Origin of the sequence: Inquilinus ginsengisoli (genome assembly GCF_050434925.1) — a bacterium.
GTDB lineage: Bacteria > Pseudomonadota > Alphaproteobacteria > DSM-16000 > Inquilinaceae > Inquilinus > Inquilinus ginsengisoli_B.
Map to the genome: position 1 here is coordinate 8,242,079 of NZ_JBNDJK010000001.1, position 15,020 is coordinate 8,257,098.

13 protein-coding genes and 1 pseudogene are annotated in these 15,020 nt (G+C 69.0%); 8 read left to right on the forward strand and 6 right to left on the reverse strand.

Annotation, left to right across the window (positions count from 1 at the left end; all coding sequences use genetic code 11):
• Nucleotides 1-198 precede the first annotated feature (198 nt).
• The 8 genes and pseudogenes from QFZ27_RS38460 (at nucleotide 199) to QFZ27_RS38495 (ending at nucleotide 8,473) form a co-directional block, all read left to right on the forward strand.
• Nucleotides 199-957: a LuxR C-terminal-related transcriptional regulator gene (locus QFZ27_RS38460; RefSeq protein ID WP_429232223.1), complete on the forward strand. Its 759-nt coding sequence runs from the start codon at nucleotides 199-201 to the stop codon at nucleotides 955-957.
• A gap of 333 nt (nucleotides 958-1,290) precedes the next feature.
• Complete coding sequence (locus QFZ27_RS38465; protein ID WP_429232224.1) at nucleotides 1,291-2,361, forward strand: ABC transporter substrate-binding protein; 1,071 nt, start codon at nucleotides 1,291-1,293, stop codon at nucleotides 2,359-2,361.
• 264 nt (nucleotides 2,362-2,625) lie between these two features.
• Nucleotides 2,626-3,549 carry an ABC transporter permease gene (locus QFZ27_RS38470; protein ID WP_429232225.1) on the forward strand — a complete coding sequence of 308 codons (924 nt, stop codon included), beginning with the start codon at nucleotides 2,626-2,628 and terminating at the stop codon, nucleotides 3,547-3,549.
• Between the two features lie 277 nt (nucleotides 3,550-3,826).
• Nucleotides 3,827-4,606, forward strand: a complete 780-nt coding sequence (locus QFZ27_RS38475) for an ABC transporter permease (RefSeq protein ID WP_429232226.1) — start codon at nucleotides 3,827-3,829, stop codon at nucleotides 4,604-4,606.
• Between the two features lie 37 nt (nucleotides 4,607-4,643).
• Nucleotides 4,644-5,015: pseudogene (locus QFZ27_RS38480) on the forward strand (ABC transporter ATP-binding protein); the annotation flags it as partial.
• A 409-nt stretch (nucleotides 5,016-5,424) separates the two neighbouring features.
• The gene (locus QFZ27_RS38485) at nucleotides 5,425-5,655 is read left to right on the forward strand and encodes a TOBE domain-containing protein (RefSeq protein WP_429232227.1); all 231 of its coding nucleotides are present in this window, start codon (nucleotides 5,425-5,427) and stop codon (nucleotides 5,653-5,655) included.
• Nucleotides 5,656-6,246: a cysteine hydrolase family protein gene (locus tag QFZ27_RS38490; RefSeq protein WP_429232228.1), complete on the forward strand. Its 591-nt coding sequence runs from the start codon at nucleotides 5,656-5,658 to the stop codon at nucleotides 6,244-6,246.
• Nucleotide 6,247: 1 nt separating this feature from the next.
• Nucleotides 6,248-8,473 (forward strand): MGH1-like glycoside hydrolase domain-containing protein, encoded by a 2,226-nt coding sequence (locus QFZ27_RS38495; RefSeq protein WP_429232229.1) that lies wholly within the window; start codon nucleotides 6,248-6,250, stop codon nucleotides 8,471-8,473.
• Between the two features lie 141 nt (nucleotides 8,474-8,614).
• Here the strand turns inward: QFZ27_RS38495 and QFZ27_RS38500 are convergent, their stop codons facing one another.
• From QFZ27_RS38500 to QFZ27_RS38525, 6 genes are read right to left on the reverse strand one after another with little or no spacing between them, the layout of a single operon-like run.
• Nucleotides 8,615-9,364 (reverse strand): ABC transporter ATP-binding protein, encoded by a 750-nt coding sequence (locus tag QFZ27_RS38500; RefSeq protein WP_429232230.1) that lies wholly within the window; start codon nucleotides 9,362-9,364, stop codon nucleotides 8,615-8,617.
• Nucleotides 9,361-10,212 carry an ABC transporter ATP-binding protein gene (locus QFZ27_RS38505; RefSeq protein WP_429232231.1) on the reverse strand — a complete coding sequence of 284 codons (852 nt, stop codon included), beginning with the start codon at nucleotides 10,210-10,212 and terminating at the stop codon, nucleotides 9,361-9,363. The genes QFZ27_RS38500 and QFZ27_RS38505 overlap by 4 nt, the downstream gene beginning before the upstream one ends.
• Nucleotides 10,209-11,132, reverse strand: a complete 924-nt coding sequence (nikC, locus tag QFZ27_RS38510) for a nickel transporter permease (protein WP_429232232.1) — start codon at nucleotides 11,130-11,132, stop codon at nucleotides 10,209-10,211. Before nikC ends, QFZ27_RS38505 begins: the two co-directional genes overlap by 4 nt.
• Nucleotides 11,129-12,175 (reverse strand): ABC transporter permease, encoded by a 1,047-nt coding sequence (locus tag QFZ27_RS38515; RefSeq protein ID WP_429232233.1) that lies wholly within the window; start codon nucleotides 12,173-12,175, stop codon nucleotides 11,129-11,131. Before QFZ27_RS38515 ends, nikC begins: the two co-directional genes overlap by 4 nt.
• Nucleotides 12,176-12,182: 7 nt before the next feature.
• Nucleotides 12,183-13,766: an ABC transporter substrate-binding protein gene (locus tag QFZ27_RS38520; RefSeq protein WP_429232234.1), complete on the reverse strand. Its 1,584-nt coding sequence runs from the start codon at nucleotides 13,764-13,766 to the stop codon at nucleotides 12,183-12,185.
• 41 nt (nucleotides 13,767-13,807) lie between these two features.
• Entirely contained in the window at nucleotides 13,808-15,004 is a 1,197-nt protein-coding gene (locus QFZ27_RS38525; RefSeq protein ID WP_429232235.1) for a mandelate racemase/muconate lactonizing enzyme family protein, read from the reverse strand.
• Between the last annotated feature and the right edge of the window lie 16 nt (nucleotides 15,005-15,020).

A 15,020-nucleotide genomic window follows, 5' to 3' on the forward strand; every position in this document is an offset into this window, starting at 1 on the left:
TACGCCTCCTCCCTCGAAAGGCGTATCGTCGATTATATTGCTTTCGTATAAAAAGTCATACAGATATAGCTGAACCTAACCCAACTGCCTCCCCGCGCAGCCCACTGGCTGTGCGAGCGAAAATTAGAGCGCAAAGCGCCTTCGATAGGATGAAGCGGAAGGGGGAACACTACCCTCCGATACAGCATAGGTTGGATTATGCATTTCATCAGCAATCAAGCCGATGCGCGTCCCGCCATTATCGGGACGGCGGAAGCTGAGATTGATCATTCCACCAGGGACCGGACGGTGGACCATCCCGTTCCTGGTCTGAGAATGGTCGCGATCATCGACAGGCGCGCCCTGGGCCGCGAAGCCCTGACGCAGGCGCTGGTGGGGGCCGACGCCCGCTTTCAGAGCCAGGCATTCGCCGATATCGGTGAATGGGGGCGGAGCCCGGATCGACACGAAACCTCGGTGATCCTGCTGGAGTGCGGCGCGGTCAGCCATGATGGCGCGTCACCCGAGGACGAGCTCCGTGCGCTGGTCGGCGCCCATCCCGACATCCCTGTGGTCATGATGGGCGAAAGCGAGGATCCCCGTTATATCGCCGAGATCCTGGCACAAGGGGCCCGCGGCTATATCCCCACCAGCGTCAGCCTGAGCGTCGTGATCGGGGCGCTTTGCCTCGCGATGGCCGGAGGCACTTTCGTTCCTGCCACCGCCCTCCGGAACTCCGGCCATGAGCGGCCGGAGCGCGATCAGACCGTTCACAGCCTGCTCGGCCTCTCGGAACGGCAGGCCGCAGTCGCAGATGCCGTCGCCCAGGGAAAGCCGAACAAGATCATCGCCTATGAGCTTAACCTGTGTGAAAGCACCGTGAAGGTACACATCCGTACCATCATGAAGAAGCTGCAGGCCCGGAACCGGACCGAGATCGCCTTCAAGCTGCACGCGGCGAAAACCCGCGCCGCCTGACATGGAAAGGCCGCCATTGTCTGGCGGCCTTTCCAGCTTCAAGCGTTCCTTCCCGATCCGTCAACACGGGCAAGAATACTTTATCCGCAATACCGTGTGCCGGGTGACGGCCCGAACACATTCATTTCCTCGGTCGAAGCGAAGTAACCATAACACGCTATTCAAATACGCCAAATACGCCTTTCGAAGTAGGCGGCCTTTTTCGACGCCGGATGCCGGGCCGGCTCTCATCGCCGGGAGACCGGCCGGCGACCCTCCAACGCAATTTGACAACCCCCGCCACCCCGCGCTAGCATCGTTTGTGTACAAACAATAACCGCCGGGGAGCGTTTCATGTCCATCATCCTCAATCGGCGCCGCTTCGGCGCCCTGCTCGGAGCCGGCGCGCTGGCCACCGGGTTGCCGCTGCGCCGGGCGCGGGCGGCCGAGACCATCTATGTGCTGAACTGGCAGGGCTACGGCACCGACGAGGCCTGGGCCCTGAAGGCCTTCACCGAGAAGACCGGCATCGAGGTCAAGCACGACTATTTCAACTCCGAAGAGGAGATGCTGACCAAGCTGCGCACCAACCCCGGCACCTATGACGTGGTGCTGATCAACAGCGCCCGCACCCTGCAGGCCCAGGCCGAGGACCTGCTGGAGCCCCTGGACCTGGCCAAGGTGCCGAACGCCGCCGACCTGGCGCCGGCGCTGCGCGACCACGCCAATTTCCACAAGGACGGCAAGGCCTATGGCGTGTCCTGGCTGTGGGGCATCAACGCGCTGGGCCTGCGCCGCGACAAGGTCAAGGCCGACAGCTTGGCGGTCCTGGCCGACCCGGCCCAGGCCGGCCGCGTCGCCCTGTTCGACGACGCCGTCACCGCGATCGGCATCGGCGCGCTGATGACCGGGCAGGACATCAACACGCCCAAGGACATGGCCGCCGTCGCCGCCAAGCTGAAGGAGCTGAAGCCCGGCGTGAAGCTGTTGTGGTCCAGCGAGGACCAGTGGAACAAGGCCTTCGCCGCCGGCGAGTTCGACGTCTCGATCTACTGGTCGGGCGCGGCCGTGCGGTCGCAGCGCAACTTCAAGCTGGCGGTCGACTTCGTGGTGCCGAAGGAAGGCGGGATCGGCTGGATCGACGGGCTGTCGGTGCCGGCCACCAGCACCCGCAAGGCGTCCGGGCTGGCCTTCATCAACTACATGATCGACCCCGGCTTCTACGACTATTGGGCCACCAATGTCGGCGCCCCGGCCTCGGCCAACGCCAAGGCCATGGCGGCGCTGCCGGCCGACGACCTGAACAAGCAGATCCACAAGGCCGAGTACCTGTCCCAGCTGCAGTTCATGTCGCCGCTGAGCGACGACCAGCGCACCGCCTTCTCCGACCTGTGGCAGGAGACGAAGGCGTTCTACGCGGGGTGACCGCCCGCGAATGCTGATGGTGCGGCCTGCCCTGTTACTCTCCCCCTCCCGCGGGGGGAGGGGGTAGGGGGAGGGGTATGTCGAAGCCGGGATCGGTCCTGCGTCGTCTGTGCTTGCGGCAGCAGCCCCCTCCCCCTACCCCCTCCCGCGGGGGGAGGGGGAGGATGAAAAGGCAGCGCTGGAAAAGTCGGGCGGCTGTCTTTCACTGTCATGCCCGAGGATGACAGAAGAAGAGTATGAGGATGGGTGCAAGGGAATGACCCGATGACCGAGCTGGCGGCGCCGACCACCGCTTCCGCCGTCACCGCGCCGGCCACGGGCGGGGCGGAGAAGCGCGGCTGGCTGGCCACGGCGGGGCTGCTGCTGCCGGCCTATGGCTGGCTGACGCTGGCGATCTTCCTGCCGCTCCTGATGATGCTCGGCTTCTCCTTCCTCAAGGTGGCGCCCTTCGGCGGCCGGGCGATCGTCTGGACCCTCGACAACTACCTCGCCTTCCTGAAGCGGCCCTATCTGCGCGACGTCGCCTGGACCTCGCTGTCGATCGGGATCTGGGCCACGCTGATCTGCGCCGTCATCGGCCTGCCGGCGGCGCTGGCCCTGGCGCGCTCCACCTTCGGCCGCACCCGGCAGGTGCTGTTCCTGCTGATCATCCTGCCGTTCTGGACCAACGGGCTGGTCCGCGTCTTCTCCTGGACCATGGTGCTGCGCGACGGCGGCATCATCGACGGCCTGTACCACTGGGTGCTGCCGGACGCGGCGCCGCTGGGCCTGCTCTACACCTACCCCGCCATCGTGGTCGGGCTGGTGCATGCCTACCTGCCCTACATGATCCTGACCTGCTACCTGTCCCTGGTGGCGATCGACGACCAGATCCTGGAGGCGGCGCGCAGCCTGGGCGCCCGGGCGCCGGTGGTGTTCTGGAAGATCATCCTGCCGCTGGCGACGCCGGGGCTGGTCTCGGGCTCGGTCCTGATCTTCGTGCCGGTGATCGGCAGCTTCATGGAGCCGCGCATCCTCGGCGGCCGGGTCGGCGTCACCATGGGCACGGTGATCGAGGACCAGTTCACCCAGGCCTTCAACTGGCCGCTGGGCGCCGCCCTGTCCTTCACCATGCTGGCGATCGTGCTGGCAATCTTCGCCCTGGCTGCGCCGGTGCTGAAGCGCCAGCAGGGAGGGGCGCGGGCATGACGAGCATCCTCGCCACGACTTTCCTGGAATCCCTCAACGCGCCGCCCCCCTTCAAGTCCCCCCTCCCCTTGCGGGAGGGGGGCAGGGGGAGGGGTCTGCGCGCGTCCGCGCGCGAATGGGCAAAGGACCGCCTGCGGCATCCGGGCCGGCCCACGACAGTCCAGGCCGGCCCGGGCGGAGGGGCCCCCCTCCCCCTACCCCCCTCCCGCGGGGGGAGGGGGGACTCAAAGGGGGCGATGCGTGAATCCGATCGTGCCGCGACCGGGGGAGACCGCCGATGAAACGCCTCGGCCTCGCCCATCTCTGGATCGTCATCGCCTTCCTGTACCTGCCGATCGCGGTGATGGTGGTGATGGCGTTCAACGCCTCGCCGCTGTACCAGTTGCCCTTCGAATTCTCGCTCGACTGGTTCGCGAAGCTGCCGGACAACGACCGGCTGCTGTCGGCCAGCGGCAACAGCCTGGTCTTGGCCGTGGTCACCGCCATCCTGGCCACCGCAATCGGCACCCCGGCCGCGCTGGCCCTGTCGCGGCGCAAGTTCCGCGGCCGGTCGCTGCTGCAACTGCTGCTGCTGCCGCCGATCGCCATCCCCTGGCTGATCACCGGCACCGCCATGCTGGTGTTCTTCTTCTCCACCGGCATCGGCCGCGGCCTGTTCGCCATGACCATCGGCCATGTCGCCCTGGCCATCCCCTATGTCGTGCTGGTGGTCGGCACCGGGCTGCAGTCGCAGCGCGCCGACCTGGAGGAGGCGGCGATGAGCCTGGGGTCGACGCCCTTGCACGCCTTCTTCAGCGTCACCCTGCCGCTGCTGCTGCCCAGCATCATCGCCGCGGCGCTGTTCGCCTTCGCCGTGTCGCTGGACCAGTTCGTGGTCTCCTACTTCCTGGCGACGCCCGGCGTCACCACCCTGCCGGTGGAGATCTACTCCGCCATCCGTAAGGGCTTCACGCCGGAGATCAACGCCATCTCCACCATCCTTCTGGGCGCCTCGATGGTCCTGGTCCTGGCCTTCGCCCTGCTGTCGAACATGGGAGGCGCCCGTGAGCGGCGTTGAGGTCACCGCGATCAGCAAGCGCTACGGCGCCGCCACCGTGCTGGACCGGATCAGCGCGACCTTCGAGGCCGGGCGCTTCACCAGCCTGCTCGGCCCCTCCGGCTCGGGCAAGACCACGCTCTTGCGCATCGTCGCCGGCTTCGTGGTGCCGGATGAGGGCGAGCTGCGCATCGGCGCCGAAGAGGTCACGCGGGTGCCGGTGTGGAAGCGGCGCATCGGCATGGTGTTCCAGTCCTACGCCCTGTTCCCGCACATGACCGTGCTGCAGAATGTGATGTTCGGGCTGAACCGGCGCGGCGTGCGCGGCCCCTCCGCCGCCAAGGAAGCGCGCGAGGCGCTGGAGATGGTGCGCCTGTCCGGCTTCGAGGGCCGCAGCCCGAAGCAGCTGTCCGGCGGGCAGCAGCAGCGCGTCGCCCTGGCCCGCGCCATCGTCACCAAGCCGACCGTGCTGCTGCTGGACGAGCCGCTGTCGGCGCTGGACCGGCGGCTGCGGCAGGAGATGCAGGTCGAGCTGAAGCGGATCCAGCGCGAGAGCGGCCTGACCACCATCTTCGTCACCCATGACCAGGAGGAGGCGCTGACCCTGTCCGACCGCATCGCCATCCTGGACCGCGGCCGGATCGTGCAGGACGGCGCGCCGGGCGAGATCTACGAACAGCCGCGCACCCGCTTCGCCGCCGGGTTCCTGGGCGACGCCAATTTCCTCGAGGGCACGGTGAAGGCCGGCGGCGTCGAGGTGCAGGGCGGCATGGTGCGGGTCGCGGGGCCGCTGCCGGCGGCCGGGTCCAAGGTGACGCTGGCGGTGCGGGCCGGAGAAGATGGTGATCCTGGCCCCGAACACCCCGCACAGCTTCGACAACGCCCTGCCGGCGACCTTGCGCGAGGTGATCTATGCCGGCGCCGTCTCGACCTATCTGCTGGCCGGGCCGGACGGGCGCGAGCTGAAGGTCTTCTCGCAGAACCGGTCTCAGGATGCCGCCGCGCCGGCGCCCGGCGCCGCCGTCACCCTGGGTTGGTCCGCCGCCCACACCATCGCGCTGGAGGACTGAATGCTGCGCTTCGGGCCGCTGTCGCCGAACACCGTCCATGTCGCCATCGACCTACAGCGCCTGTTCGCCGAGGACACGGTGTGGTCGACCCCGACGCTGATGGGCGTGGTCCCCAACGTCGCCGCGCTGACCAAAGCCGGCCGCACCCTGTTCCCGCGCTTCGTGACGCCGGAGCGGGCCGAGGACGCGTCCGGCACCTGGCGCCGCTATTACACGCATTGGGCCGCGGTGACCCGGCCGAACCTGGCGCCCGGCATGCTGGATCTGGTGGCGGAGCTGGCGGCGCTGGCCGCGCCCGGCAGCGTCATCGACAAGCCGACCCATTCCGCCTTCGCCGCGCCCGAATTCGTCGACCGGCTGGCCGCGCTGGGCGCCGACACGCTGATCGTCACCGGGGTGGAGACCGATGTCTGCGTCCTCGGCACCATCCTGGACGGCATCGACCGCGGCTTCCGCATCGTCGCCGTGTCCGACGCGATGACCAGCTCGTCGCTGCCGGGCCACCACGCCACGCTGGACCTGATCCTGCCGCGCTTCGACCAGCAGGTGGAGATCGTCACGACCGAAGCGGCCCTGCGGGCCTGGAGCTGAGATGCTGCGCGATACCACCGTCCCGCTCGCCCGGGCCTGGAACACCTGGTCCAGCCGCCCGGCCGAGATGGTGTTCCTGCCGCTCGGCGTGCGGGTGACGCCGCTGGCCTATGCCGACAGCAGCCGCAGCGCCACGCTGTTCCCGGCGAAGTCGGTCCGCTACGGCCGCCATGCGCTGGACGGCAGCCTGGTGGAGCTGGACCTCGACCATGCCGGCACCGGCCTGGCCTGGCGCTGGGCCAAGCGCGGGCCGTTCGAGCTGTCCGGCACCTGGCGCACCATGAAGACCGGCGAATGGGGCCTGCGCTTCTGGTTCAACCTGTGCCTGTCGGCCGAGGACGGCCAGGTGGTGCGCTGGGACCCGGCGGGCGCTGCGGTGGTCAAGGTCGGGCACCGCTTCGTCGCCCTGGCCAGCGCCGAGCCGCCGGTGCAGGTGACCGGCCACGCCACGGTCGAGGCCGTGGCTGCGGATTACGAGACCAACGGCTATTTCCATCTCGGCGCGCGGTCGGAGGCGGCGCCGGTGCTGGTGCTGCGCTTCAACCTGGAGATGATGCGCGACGGCGGCATCGGCGTCGCCGTGGCCGACCGGGCGGATCTGGCGGTCGAGCGCGCCCGCGCGCTGGCGGCCGAGCCGGACGAGGCCCCTGCCCTGCCGGGCCAGACCGGGGCCCAGGCCGGGGCGCTGGACGCGCTGCGCGACGTCATGGCCTGGAACACCGTCTGGGACGAGGTCAACCACCGGCCCTACACCTCGATCAGCCGCAACTGGAACCTGTCGAAGTTCGGCGGCTTCGGCGTCTGGCTGAACGACCAGCTCTACAACGCGCTGCTGACCGGCACTCTCGACCAGGAGATGGCGCGCGAGAACCTGGCGGCGTCGCTGGCCAGCGCCACGCCGGAGGGCAACCTCGCCTGCCTGCTGACCGCCAACGACGCCTGGGTCGACCGCACCCAGCTGCCGATCGGGTCGTTCCTGCTGTGGCTGATCTATCTCCGCTCGCGCTCGCGGCCGATGCTGGAGCTGGCCTATGCCACCCTGGCGCGCAACCACGCCTGGTGGTGGCGCGAGCGCGACCCGCGCGGCCGCTTCCTGGTCTCCTACGGCACCTCGGATGTCGGCGAGGGGCTGTACAAGGGCACCTCCTTCGGCGCCCGCAACGAATCCAGCATGGACAACTCGCCGATCCATGACCAGGCGGCCTACGACCCGGAGACGCGGACCCTGAGGTCGGAGGATGTGGGGCTGAACAGCCTGCTGGCCTTCGACGCCGAGGTGCTGTCCTGGATCGCGGCCGAGCTGGGCGACGATGCCGCCGCGGCCGCCCATGCCCAGACCGCTGCCCGCACCCGGGCGAAGATCGGCACGGAACTGTGGGACGACAGCCGCGGCATCTTCGCCAACCGGCTTTGGTCCGGCGATTTCGTGCGCAGCCTGGGGCCTACCAGCTTCTACCCGCTGATCTGCGGCGCCGCCTCGCCCGAGCAGGCGCAGCGTCTGCTGGCCCATCTCGCGGACCCGGCCACCTTCGGCGGCGAATTCGTCATCCCCGGCACCACGCGGGACGACCCGGCGGCGAAGGACAATTCCTACTGGCGCGGCCGGATCTGGCCACCCTTGAACTGGATGGTCTGGCACGGGCTGCGCCGCAACGGCTTCGACCGTGAGGCCGCGCGCCTGGCCGAGGACAGCGTCCGCCTGTTCCGCGGCGTCTGGGACGAGCGCCGGCTGTGCCCGGAGAACTTCAACGCCGAGACCGGCGAGCCGATGGACCAGCCGGACACCGAGGGCTTCTACAGCTGGGGCGCCCTGCTGCCGGCGCTGGGCGTGGCCAGCGTGATGGACATCAACCCCTGGGCCGGGTGGGAACTGGTCAATGACGGCGCCGACGCGACGCTGGGCCCGATCGCCAGCCCCGCCGGCGCGGTGACGGTCGCCATCGAAGGCGGCGTGCTGGCGCTGCGCCGCGGCAGCCGGACCCTGCTGGAGACGAATCTGGTCGGCCGCCTGTCGCAGCTGCGCTTCGGCGAGGGCGACATCGCCGTCACCCTGCCGCCGGAGCTGCCGGCGGGCGCCTGGCTGCGCTTCCCGTCGTTGGCGCCGGACCGGGTGCTGGATCTGCGGATCGGCGACGAGCCCCACACGCTGCGGGCCGAGGGCGGCGTCACCATGGACCTGCCCGCCGGCGCCGCCGGCCGCACGCTGCGGGTGATCCTGGCCGGGTGATGGGCGTCGTATCAACGGGCCGAAATATTTAACCCGTCATGGCGAGGAGCGAAGCGACGTGGCCATCCAGCGGCTCGATCTCTGGATGGCCACGCCCCTTGCGGGGCTCGCCATGACGAGGAAGGGCTAAAGCCCCTTGTATCAGCCCGCCGGCGCCTCGCCATAGGCTTCGCTGGCGGCCAGCAGCTCCTGCGTGTAGGGGTGCGCGGGGGTGCCGGCGCGCAACGTCGCCGCGTCGAAGCCGTCGACGATGCGGCCGCCCTGCATCACCGCGATGCGGTGGCACATATGGGCGACCACGGCGAGGTCGTGGCTGACCAGGATGTAGGTCAGGCCCCGCTGCGCCCGCAGGTCCATCAGCAGGTTCAGGATCTCGGCCTGGACCGAGACGTCGAGGGCGGAGGTCGGCTCGTCCAGCAGCAGCACCTCCGGCTGCAGCATCAGGGCGCGGGCGATGGCCACGCGCTGGCGCTGGCCGCCGGACAGCTGGTGCGGGTAGCGGAAGGCCGCCGTACGCGGCAGCCCAACCGAATCCAGCGCCGTGCCGACCGCATCCGCCGGCGGGGTCATGCCCTGGTTGCGCAGCGGCTCCAGCAGCTGGGCTTGGATGGTCTGGCGCGGATGCAGCGACCCGTAGGGGTCCTGGAATACCATCTGCACCCGCTTGAAGAAGCCGCGCGGACGGTGAGCCGGCAGCACCGTGCCGTCCAGCCGCACCTCCCCGCCATAGTCGGTGTTCAGCCCGGCCAAGGCGCGCAGCACCGTCGACTTGCCGCAGCCGGATTCGCCGACCAGGCCGAAGGTCTCGCCCGCGGCGACGGCGAAGGAGACGCCGGCCACCGCCGGTGGGGCATCGGCGAAGCGCACGACCAGATCGCGGACCTCGATCATGGCGTGCCTCCTGCCGCGGCCAGCCAGGCCGGGTCGCGGCGCAGCACCGGCAGCCGGCCCTGGGCACGATGGATCGAGGGCAGCGAGGCCAGGAGGCCGCGGGTGTAGGGATGCTCGGCCCGGTCCAGATCGGCGGCGGGCAACGTCTCCATCACCCGTCCGGCATACATGATCACCACCCGGTCGCAGAAGCGGCGGACCAGGTTGAGGTCGTGGCTGATCAGGATCAGGCCGAGGCCGCGGCTCTCGATCAGCTCGTCGAGCAGATGCAGCACCTCGAGCCGCACGGTGACGTCCAGCGCCGAGGTCGGCTCGTCGGCGATCACCACGTCGGGGCCGGCGATCAGCATCATCGCGATCATGACGCGCTGGCCCATGCCGCCCGAGATCTCGTGCGGATAGAGGCGCGCCACCCGGGCGGGGTCGCGGATCTTCACCGCCTCGAGGATCGCGAGCGTCCGCTCGCGCGCCTCGCGAGCCGGCCCCTTGTGATGCAGCCGCCAGGCCTCGGCGATCTGCTCGCCGACCGGCACGACCGGGTTCAGCGAGTATTTCGGATCCTGCAGGATCAGCCCCATGCGCCGGCCGCGCAGAGCCATCATCTGCCGCTCGCTCGCCTTCAGCAGGTCGGTGTCGCGGAAGGCCATCCGGTCCGCCGTGACCCGGGCACCCGGCGGCAGCAGCCGCATCAGGGCGCGGCCCACCGTCGACTTGCCGGCCCCGGATTCGCCGACGATGCCGAGCTTCTCGCGGCCGAGGGTGAAGGACACGCCGCGCACCACCGGCACGGCGGCGTCGCCGCGGCCGAAGGCGATGCCGAGATTGCGGACCTCGATCAGGGGGTTCATTCGCCGGACCTCGGGTCGAGCACGTCGCGCAGCGCGTCGCCGGCCAGGTTGAAGGCCAGGCTCACGACCGCGATGGCGATGCCGGGCGCGGTGATCACCCAGGGGCAGTCGATCATGAATTCGCGCCCGGTCGAGACCATGGCGCCCCATTCCGGCAGCGGCGGCTGGGCGCCGAGACCGAGGAAGCCGAGGCCGGCGGCGGTCAGGATGATGCCGGCCATGTTCAGGGTCAGGCGCACCACCAGCGACGGCAGGCACATCGGCAGGATGTGACGGGTGATGATCCGCGTCCTCGACGCCCCCTGCAGCCGCACCGCGGCGATGAAGTCGGCCTTCCGCAGGCTCAGCGCCTCGGCCCGGGCCAGCCGCGCCATCGGCGGCCAGGCGGTCAGGGCGATGGCGATGATCGCATTGGTGATGCCGGGGCCCAGCGCCGCGGCGAAGCCGAGCGCCAGCACCAGGCCGGGGAAAGACAGGAAGATGTCGGTGACCCGCATCAGCACCTCGTCCGCCCAGCCGCCGAGATATCCGGCGCAGGCGCCGATCAACAGGCCGATCGGGGCGACGATGACGGTCACGAGCAGGATGATGTAGATCGTCGTCCGGGCGCCGTAGACGACCCGGGCGAAGACGTCGCGCCCGAATTCGTCGGTGCCGAACCAATGCGCCGCCGAGGGCGGCTGCAGCCGGTTGACCATGTCCTGCGCGATCGGGTCGTAGGAGGTCAGCCAGGGCGCCGCGACCGCCGCCACGACCAGCAGCAGGATGACGGCGAGCCCGGCGAGGCCGAGCGGATGCGTGGCGAAGCGCCGCCAGCCGCGATAGAGCTGCTGCATCGCCGACTGGAAGACGGTGCGCGGCGCGTCCGCCCTGAGCCAGGCGCGCAGGCCGCCTTGGGGGGCGCTGAAGGTCGCGGTCATCGGGTGCGCGGGTCCAGGATGCGGTAGAGGCGGTCGGAGATGATGTTGATGACCAGGAAGGTGATGCCGATCAGCAGCACCGCCCCCATCACCACGTTCATGTCGTTCATCTTCAGCCCCCGGGTGAGGTATTGGCCGAGGCCGGGCCAGCCGAACACGGTCTCGATCAGCACCGCGCCGTCGAGCAGCCCGCCGAAGGTCAGCGCGATGACGGTGAGCAGCTGGACGCGGATGTTCTTGAAGGCATGGGCCCAGATCATCCGCCGGCGCGACACGCCCTTGGCCCGGGCCGAGACGATGTATTCCTGGCCCAACTGCTCCAGCATGAAGCTGCGGGTCATCCGGCTGATATAGGCGACCGAATAGTAGCCGAGGACGGCGCCGGGCAGGATGATGTGGTCGAGCGCGTCGCGGAACACGTCCCATTCGCCCTGCAGCGCGGTGTCGAGCAGCAGGAGCCCGGTGATCGGCGGGACCATGCCTTCGTTCAGGATGTCGATCCGGCCCGATGCCGCGACCCATTGCAGCTTGGCGTAGAACAGGATCAGCGCGATCAGGCCGAGCCAGAAGATCGGCACCGAATGGCCGGCCAGACCGATCACCCGGGCGACATGGTCGATCGGCTTGCCGCGATTGACCGCGGCGACGACGCCGAGCGGCACCCCGACCAGGGTGCCGCACAGGATGGCGACGAGGGCGAGCTCGATCGTGGCCGGGAAGACGCTGAGCAGGTCGGCCGAGACCGGCTGGCCGGTGGTCAGCGACCGGCCCATGTCGCCGGTGACGACCCGGCCGACATAGGACAGGAACTGCCACCACACCGGCTGGTCGAGGCCGAGCTCCTGGTACACCCGGTCATAGGTGGCGCTGTCGACCTCCGACCCCGTCACCGCCAGCACTGGGTCGGCGGGCAGGAGCCGCCCCATCGAGAAGGTCAGCAGCATCAGCCCGATCAGGGTGACGACGACCGACAGGGTGCGGCCCGACAGGCGCCGCGTGCGCAGGAAGCGCGCGGGCCGGTTGAACGTGTCGATCGTCGTCATCGGCGCCTCAGTTCTTCTTGACGTCGAGCCAGCGCGTCGACCAGGTCGGGTTGCCGGCATAGCCGGTGATGCCCTGGCGGATGACATAGGGGTCGGTGCGCTGCAGCACGATGACCAGCGGCGGCACCATCTCCTTGAACTTCCGGTCGATCTCGGTGAACAGCTGCGCCCGCTTGGCCGGATCGGTCTCGCTTTTCGACTCGGTGACCAGCTTGGTCAGCTCCGGCGCGTCCAGCGCCGTGCGCCACAGGTAGTAGCCGCCGAGCTTCGCCTCGTCGCGGTTGTCCGGGTTGTAGGCGTATTGCACCAGCGTGCCGAAGGGATCGGGCAGCCGCGAGCCGGAATTGCCGACCAGCACCTGGTACTTCCGGGCACGGAAATCCGGCACATGCTCGCCGGGCACCACCTCAAACTCGACCCCGGCCTTCTTGGCGCTGGCCTGCAGCGCCACCGCCATCTTCAGCAGCGCGTCGCCCGACGGGTACAGCGTCTTCTTCAGCCCGTCCGGATAGCCGGCCTCGGCCAGCAGCTTCTTCGCCAGCTCGGGATCGTACTGGTAGCCGGTCGGCTCGCCCGTCGGCGCGCCTGGCATGCCCTTGGGGATGATCGACTGCCACGGGAAGCCGTTGAAGTTCATCGTGGTTTCGGCCAGCGGCTTCCAGTCGATGATGTGCTGGAACGCCTCGCGCACCTTCGGCTTGGCCAGGTCCGGATCCTGCGTGTTCATGGCCATGTAGTAGAAGCCCAGGCCCGGACCGGGGTCGACCACGGCGCCCTTGGCCTTCAGCGCCTCAATGTCGCTGTTCGCCATGTACTGGCCGATATCGATGTCGCCGGCCTCGACCTGCAGCCGCAGGTTGCCGGACTCCGGCACGTGCCGCATCACAACGCGCTTCATCGCCGGCGCGCCACCCCAATAATCCGGCCGCGCATCGCACAGCAGGATGTCGTTCGGCCGCCAGGTGGTGAGCTTGTAGGGGCCGCTGCCGGCGCTGTTGGCCTTCAGCCAGTTCTGCGCCAGGTCGCCGTTCTGCTCATGCTCCAGCGCCGTCTTCTTGTCGATGATGCCGAGCGAGGCGCCGGCCAGCGAATAGAGCACGAGGTCGGTCGAGACCGGCTGCGGCAGGCTGATCACCAGGGTGCGCTCGTCCTTGGCCTGGACCAACTGGTCGACATTGTCCTTGGTGAAGCCCCAGAGCGCGATGTCGGTCGACCCGACCTGCCCCATCTTGATGACGCGCTGGATGGTCCAGGCCGCGTCCTCCGCCGTCACCGGATTGCCGGAGACGAAGGTCGGACCCTGGCGCAGCGTCAGGGTGATGCTGCGCTTGTCGTCGGCGACGACCCAGCTTTCGGCCAGCATCGGCCGGATCGTCTGCAGGTCGTCGGGCTTCACCATCACGAGGTTGTCGTAAAGGTTCGACACCACCTCGGACGGCGTACGGGCGTTGATCGCCGCCGGATCGAGCGACGGCACGGCGCTGAGCTGCGTGCCGATCACCAGCGCGTTGGCCGGTGAGGCCGCCTGGGCGCCGGACACACCGAAGGCGAGCGCCAGGGCCGCGGTCGCGGCCAGTAGGGACAGTCTCATTTCGTCCTCCCTGTTGCGGCGGATGCCCGCCTTCTTGATTGTTACGGAAACGCTGACGATCCGTCCGGGCGACGGCCCACACGCCGTTCCCAATGGATGTAGCCGTCAGTCTTCAGCACCTCCTCGTCGATCTCGACGCCCCAGCCCGGCCGGTCGGGGCGCAGCTCGAGATAGCCGTCGCGAGGGAGATACGGGTCCTTCACGTACCAGGCGCCTGCAGACGGATCGTTGCCGGCGCCGCCCCCACCGGCTTCGAAGGTGTAGTTCGGGCCGTGCGGCAGTCGGTATTCGAGGATGCGGAAGTTCGGCTGGGAGGCGGAGAAATGCAGGTTCACCGCGGTGGCCAGCGGGCCCATCGGGTTGTGCGGCGCGACGGTGACGTAATGCGCCTCGGCGATCGCCGCGATCTTGCGCATCTCCAGCAGGCCGCCGACGACGCAGATGTCGGGCTGGATGATGTCGGCGCCGCGATGGGACAGCAGGCGCAGGAACTCGAAGCGGTTGTACAGCGACTCGCCGGTCGCCAGGGTGCAGGCCATCTGCCGCTTGATGTCACCCCAGACCTCGACATTCTCCGGCCGGATCGGCTCCTCGAAGAACAGCGGGTCGTAGGGGGCCAATGCATTGCCGAGTTGCACCGCCTGGTGCGGCTCGAAGATTCGGGCATGGGCGTCGAAGGCGATCTCGTAGTCGTTGCGCACGGTCTCGCGCAGCGAGCGGAAATACTCGGCGCTGGTGCGCACCACCTCGCCCCAGCGGTTCTCGTAGATGTTGATGCGGTAGGGGCTGAGCTTGAAGGCGGTCAGGCCCCAATTCTCGTTCAGCCGGTCGAACTCCTCCCGCGCGGCCGGCGCATCCGGAGCGGTATAGACGCCGGCATAGACGCGCACGCGGTCGCGGACATTGCCGCCGAGCAGCATGTAGACCGGGACGCCGAGCGCCTTGGCCGAGATGTCCCACAGGCAGTGGTCGATCGCCGAGATCGCCGCCAGCGTCAGCGCGCCCGGCGGGAAGCGCGTCTGCTGCATCAGGTACTGGACGATGTACTCGATGCGGCGCGGGTCCTGCCCCTGCAGGAAGGTGAACAGGTACTCCAGCAGCGGCGCCAGCGCCCGGTCCGGCCCGTGGTTGTAGCACTCGCCCCAGCCGGTCAGGCCGTCATCGGTGTCGATGGCGACGAGCAGACGCGGACGGTCCTTGTCGCGCGTCATATAGGTCCGCAGACGGTCGATCTTCACGCCGCGTATCCTTCCC

What these genes read in the sequence shown, in the direction of transcription:
- QFZ27_RS38475 (WP_429232226.1), top strand. Translation starts at nt 3,827, where the DNA reads ATGAAACGCCTCGGCCTCGCCCATCTCTGGATCGTCATCGCCTTCCTG.
- QFZ27_RS38495 (WP_429232229.1), top strand. Translation starts at nt 6,248, where the DNA reads ATGCTGCGCGATACCACCGTCCCGCTCGCCCGGGCCTGGAACACCTGG.
- QFZ27_RS38500 (WP_429232230.1), bottom strand. Translation starts at nt 9,364, where the DNA reads ATGATCGAGGTCCGCGATCTGGTCGTGCGCTTCGCCGATGCCCCACCG.
- QFZ27_RS38520 (WP_429232234.1), bottom strand. Translation starts at nt 13,766, where the DNA reads ATGAGACTGTCCCTACTGGCCGCGACCGCGGCCCTGGCGCTCGCCTTC.
- nikC (WP_429232232.1), bottom strand. Translation starts at nt 11,132, where the DNA reads ATGACCGCGACCTTCAGCGCCCCCCAAGGCGGCCTGCGCGCCTGGCTC.
- QFZ27_RS38515 (WP_429232233.1), bottom strand. Translation starts at nt 12,175, where the DNA reads ATGACGACGATCGACACGTTCAACCGGCCCGCGCGCTTCCTGCGCACG.
- QFZ27_RS38505 (WP_429232231.1), bottom strand. Translation starts at nt 10,212, where the DNA reads ATGAACCCCCTGATCGAGGTCCGCAATCTCGGCATCGCCTTCGGCCGC.
- QFZ27_RS38465 (WP_429232224.1), top strand. Translation starts at nt 1,291, where the DNA reads ATGTCCATCATCCTCAATCGGCGCCGCTTCGGCGCCCTGCTCGGAGCC.
- QFZ27_RS38485 (WP_429232227.1), top strand. Translation starts at nt 5,425, where the DNA reads ATGGTGATCCTGGCCCCGAACACCCCGCACAGCTTCGACAACGCCCTG.
- QFZ27_RS38490 (WP_429232228.1), top strand. Translation starts at nt 5,656, where the DNA reads ATGCTGCGCTTCGGGCCGCTGTCGCCGAACACCGTCCATGTCGCCATC.
- QFZ27_RS38460 (WP_429232223.1), top strand. Translation starts at nt 199, where the DNA reads ATGCATTTCATCAGCAATCAAGCCGATGCGCGTCCCGCCATTATCGGG.
- QFZ27_RS38470 (WP_429232225.1), top strand. Translation starts at nt 2,626, where the DNA reads ATGACCGAGCTGGCGGCGCCGACCACCGCTTCCGCCGTCACCGCGCCG.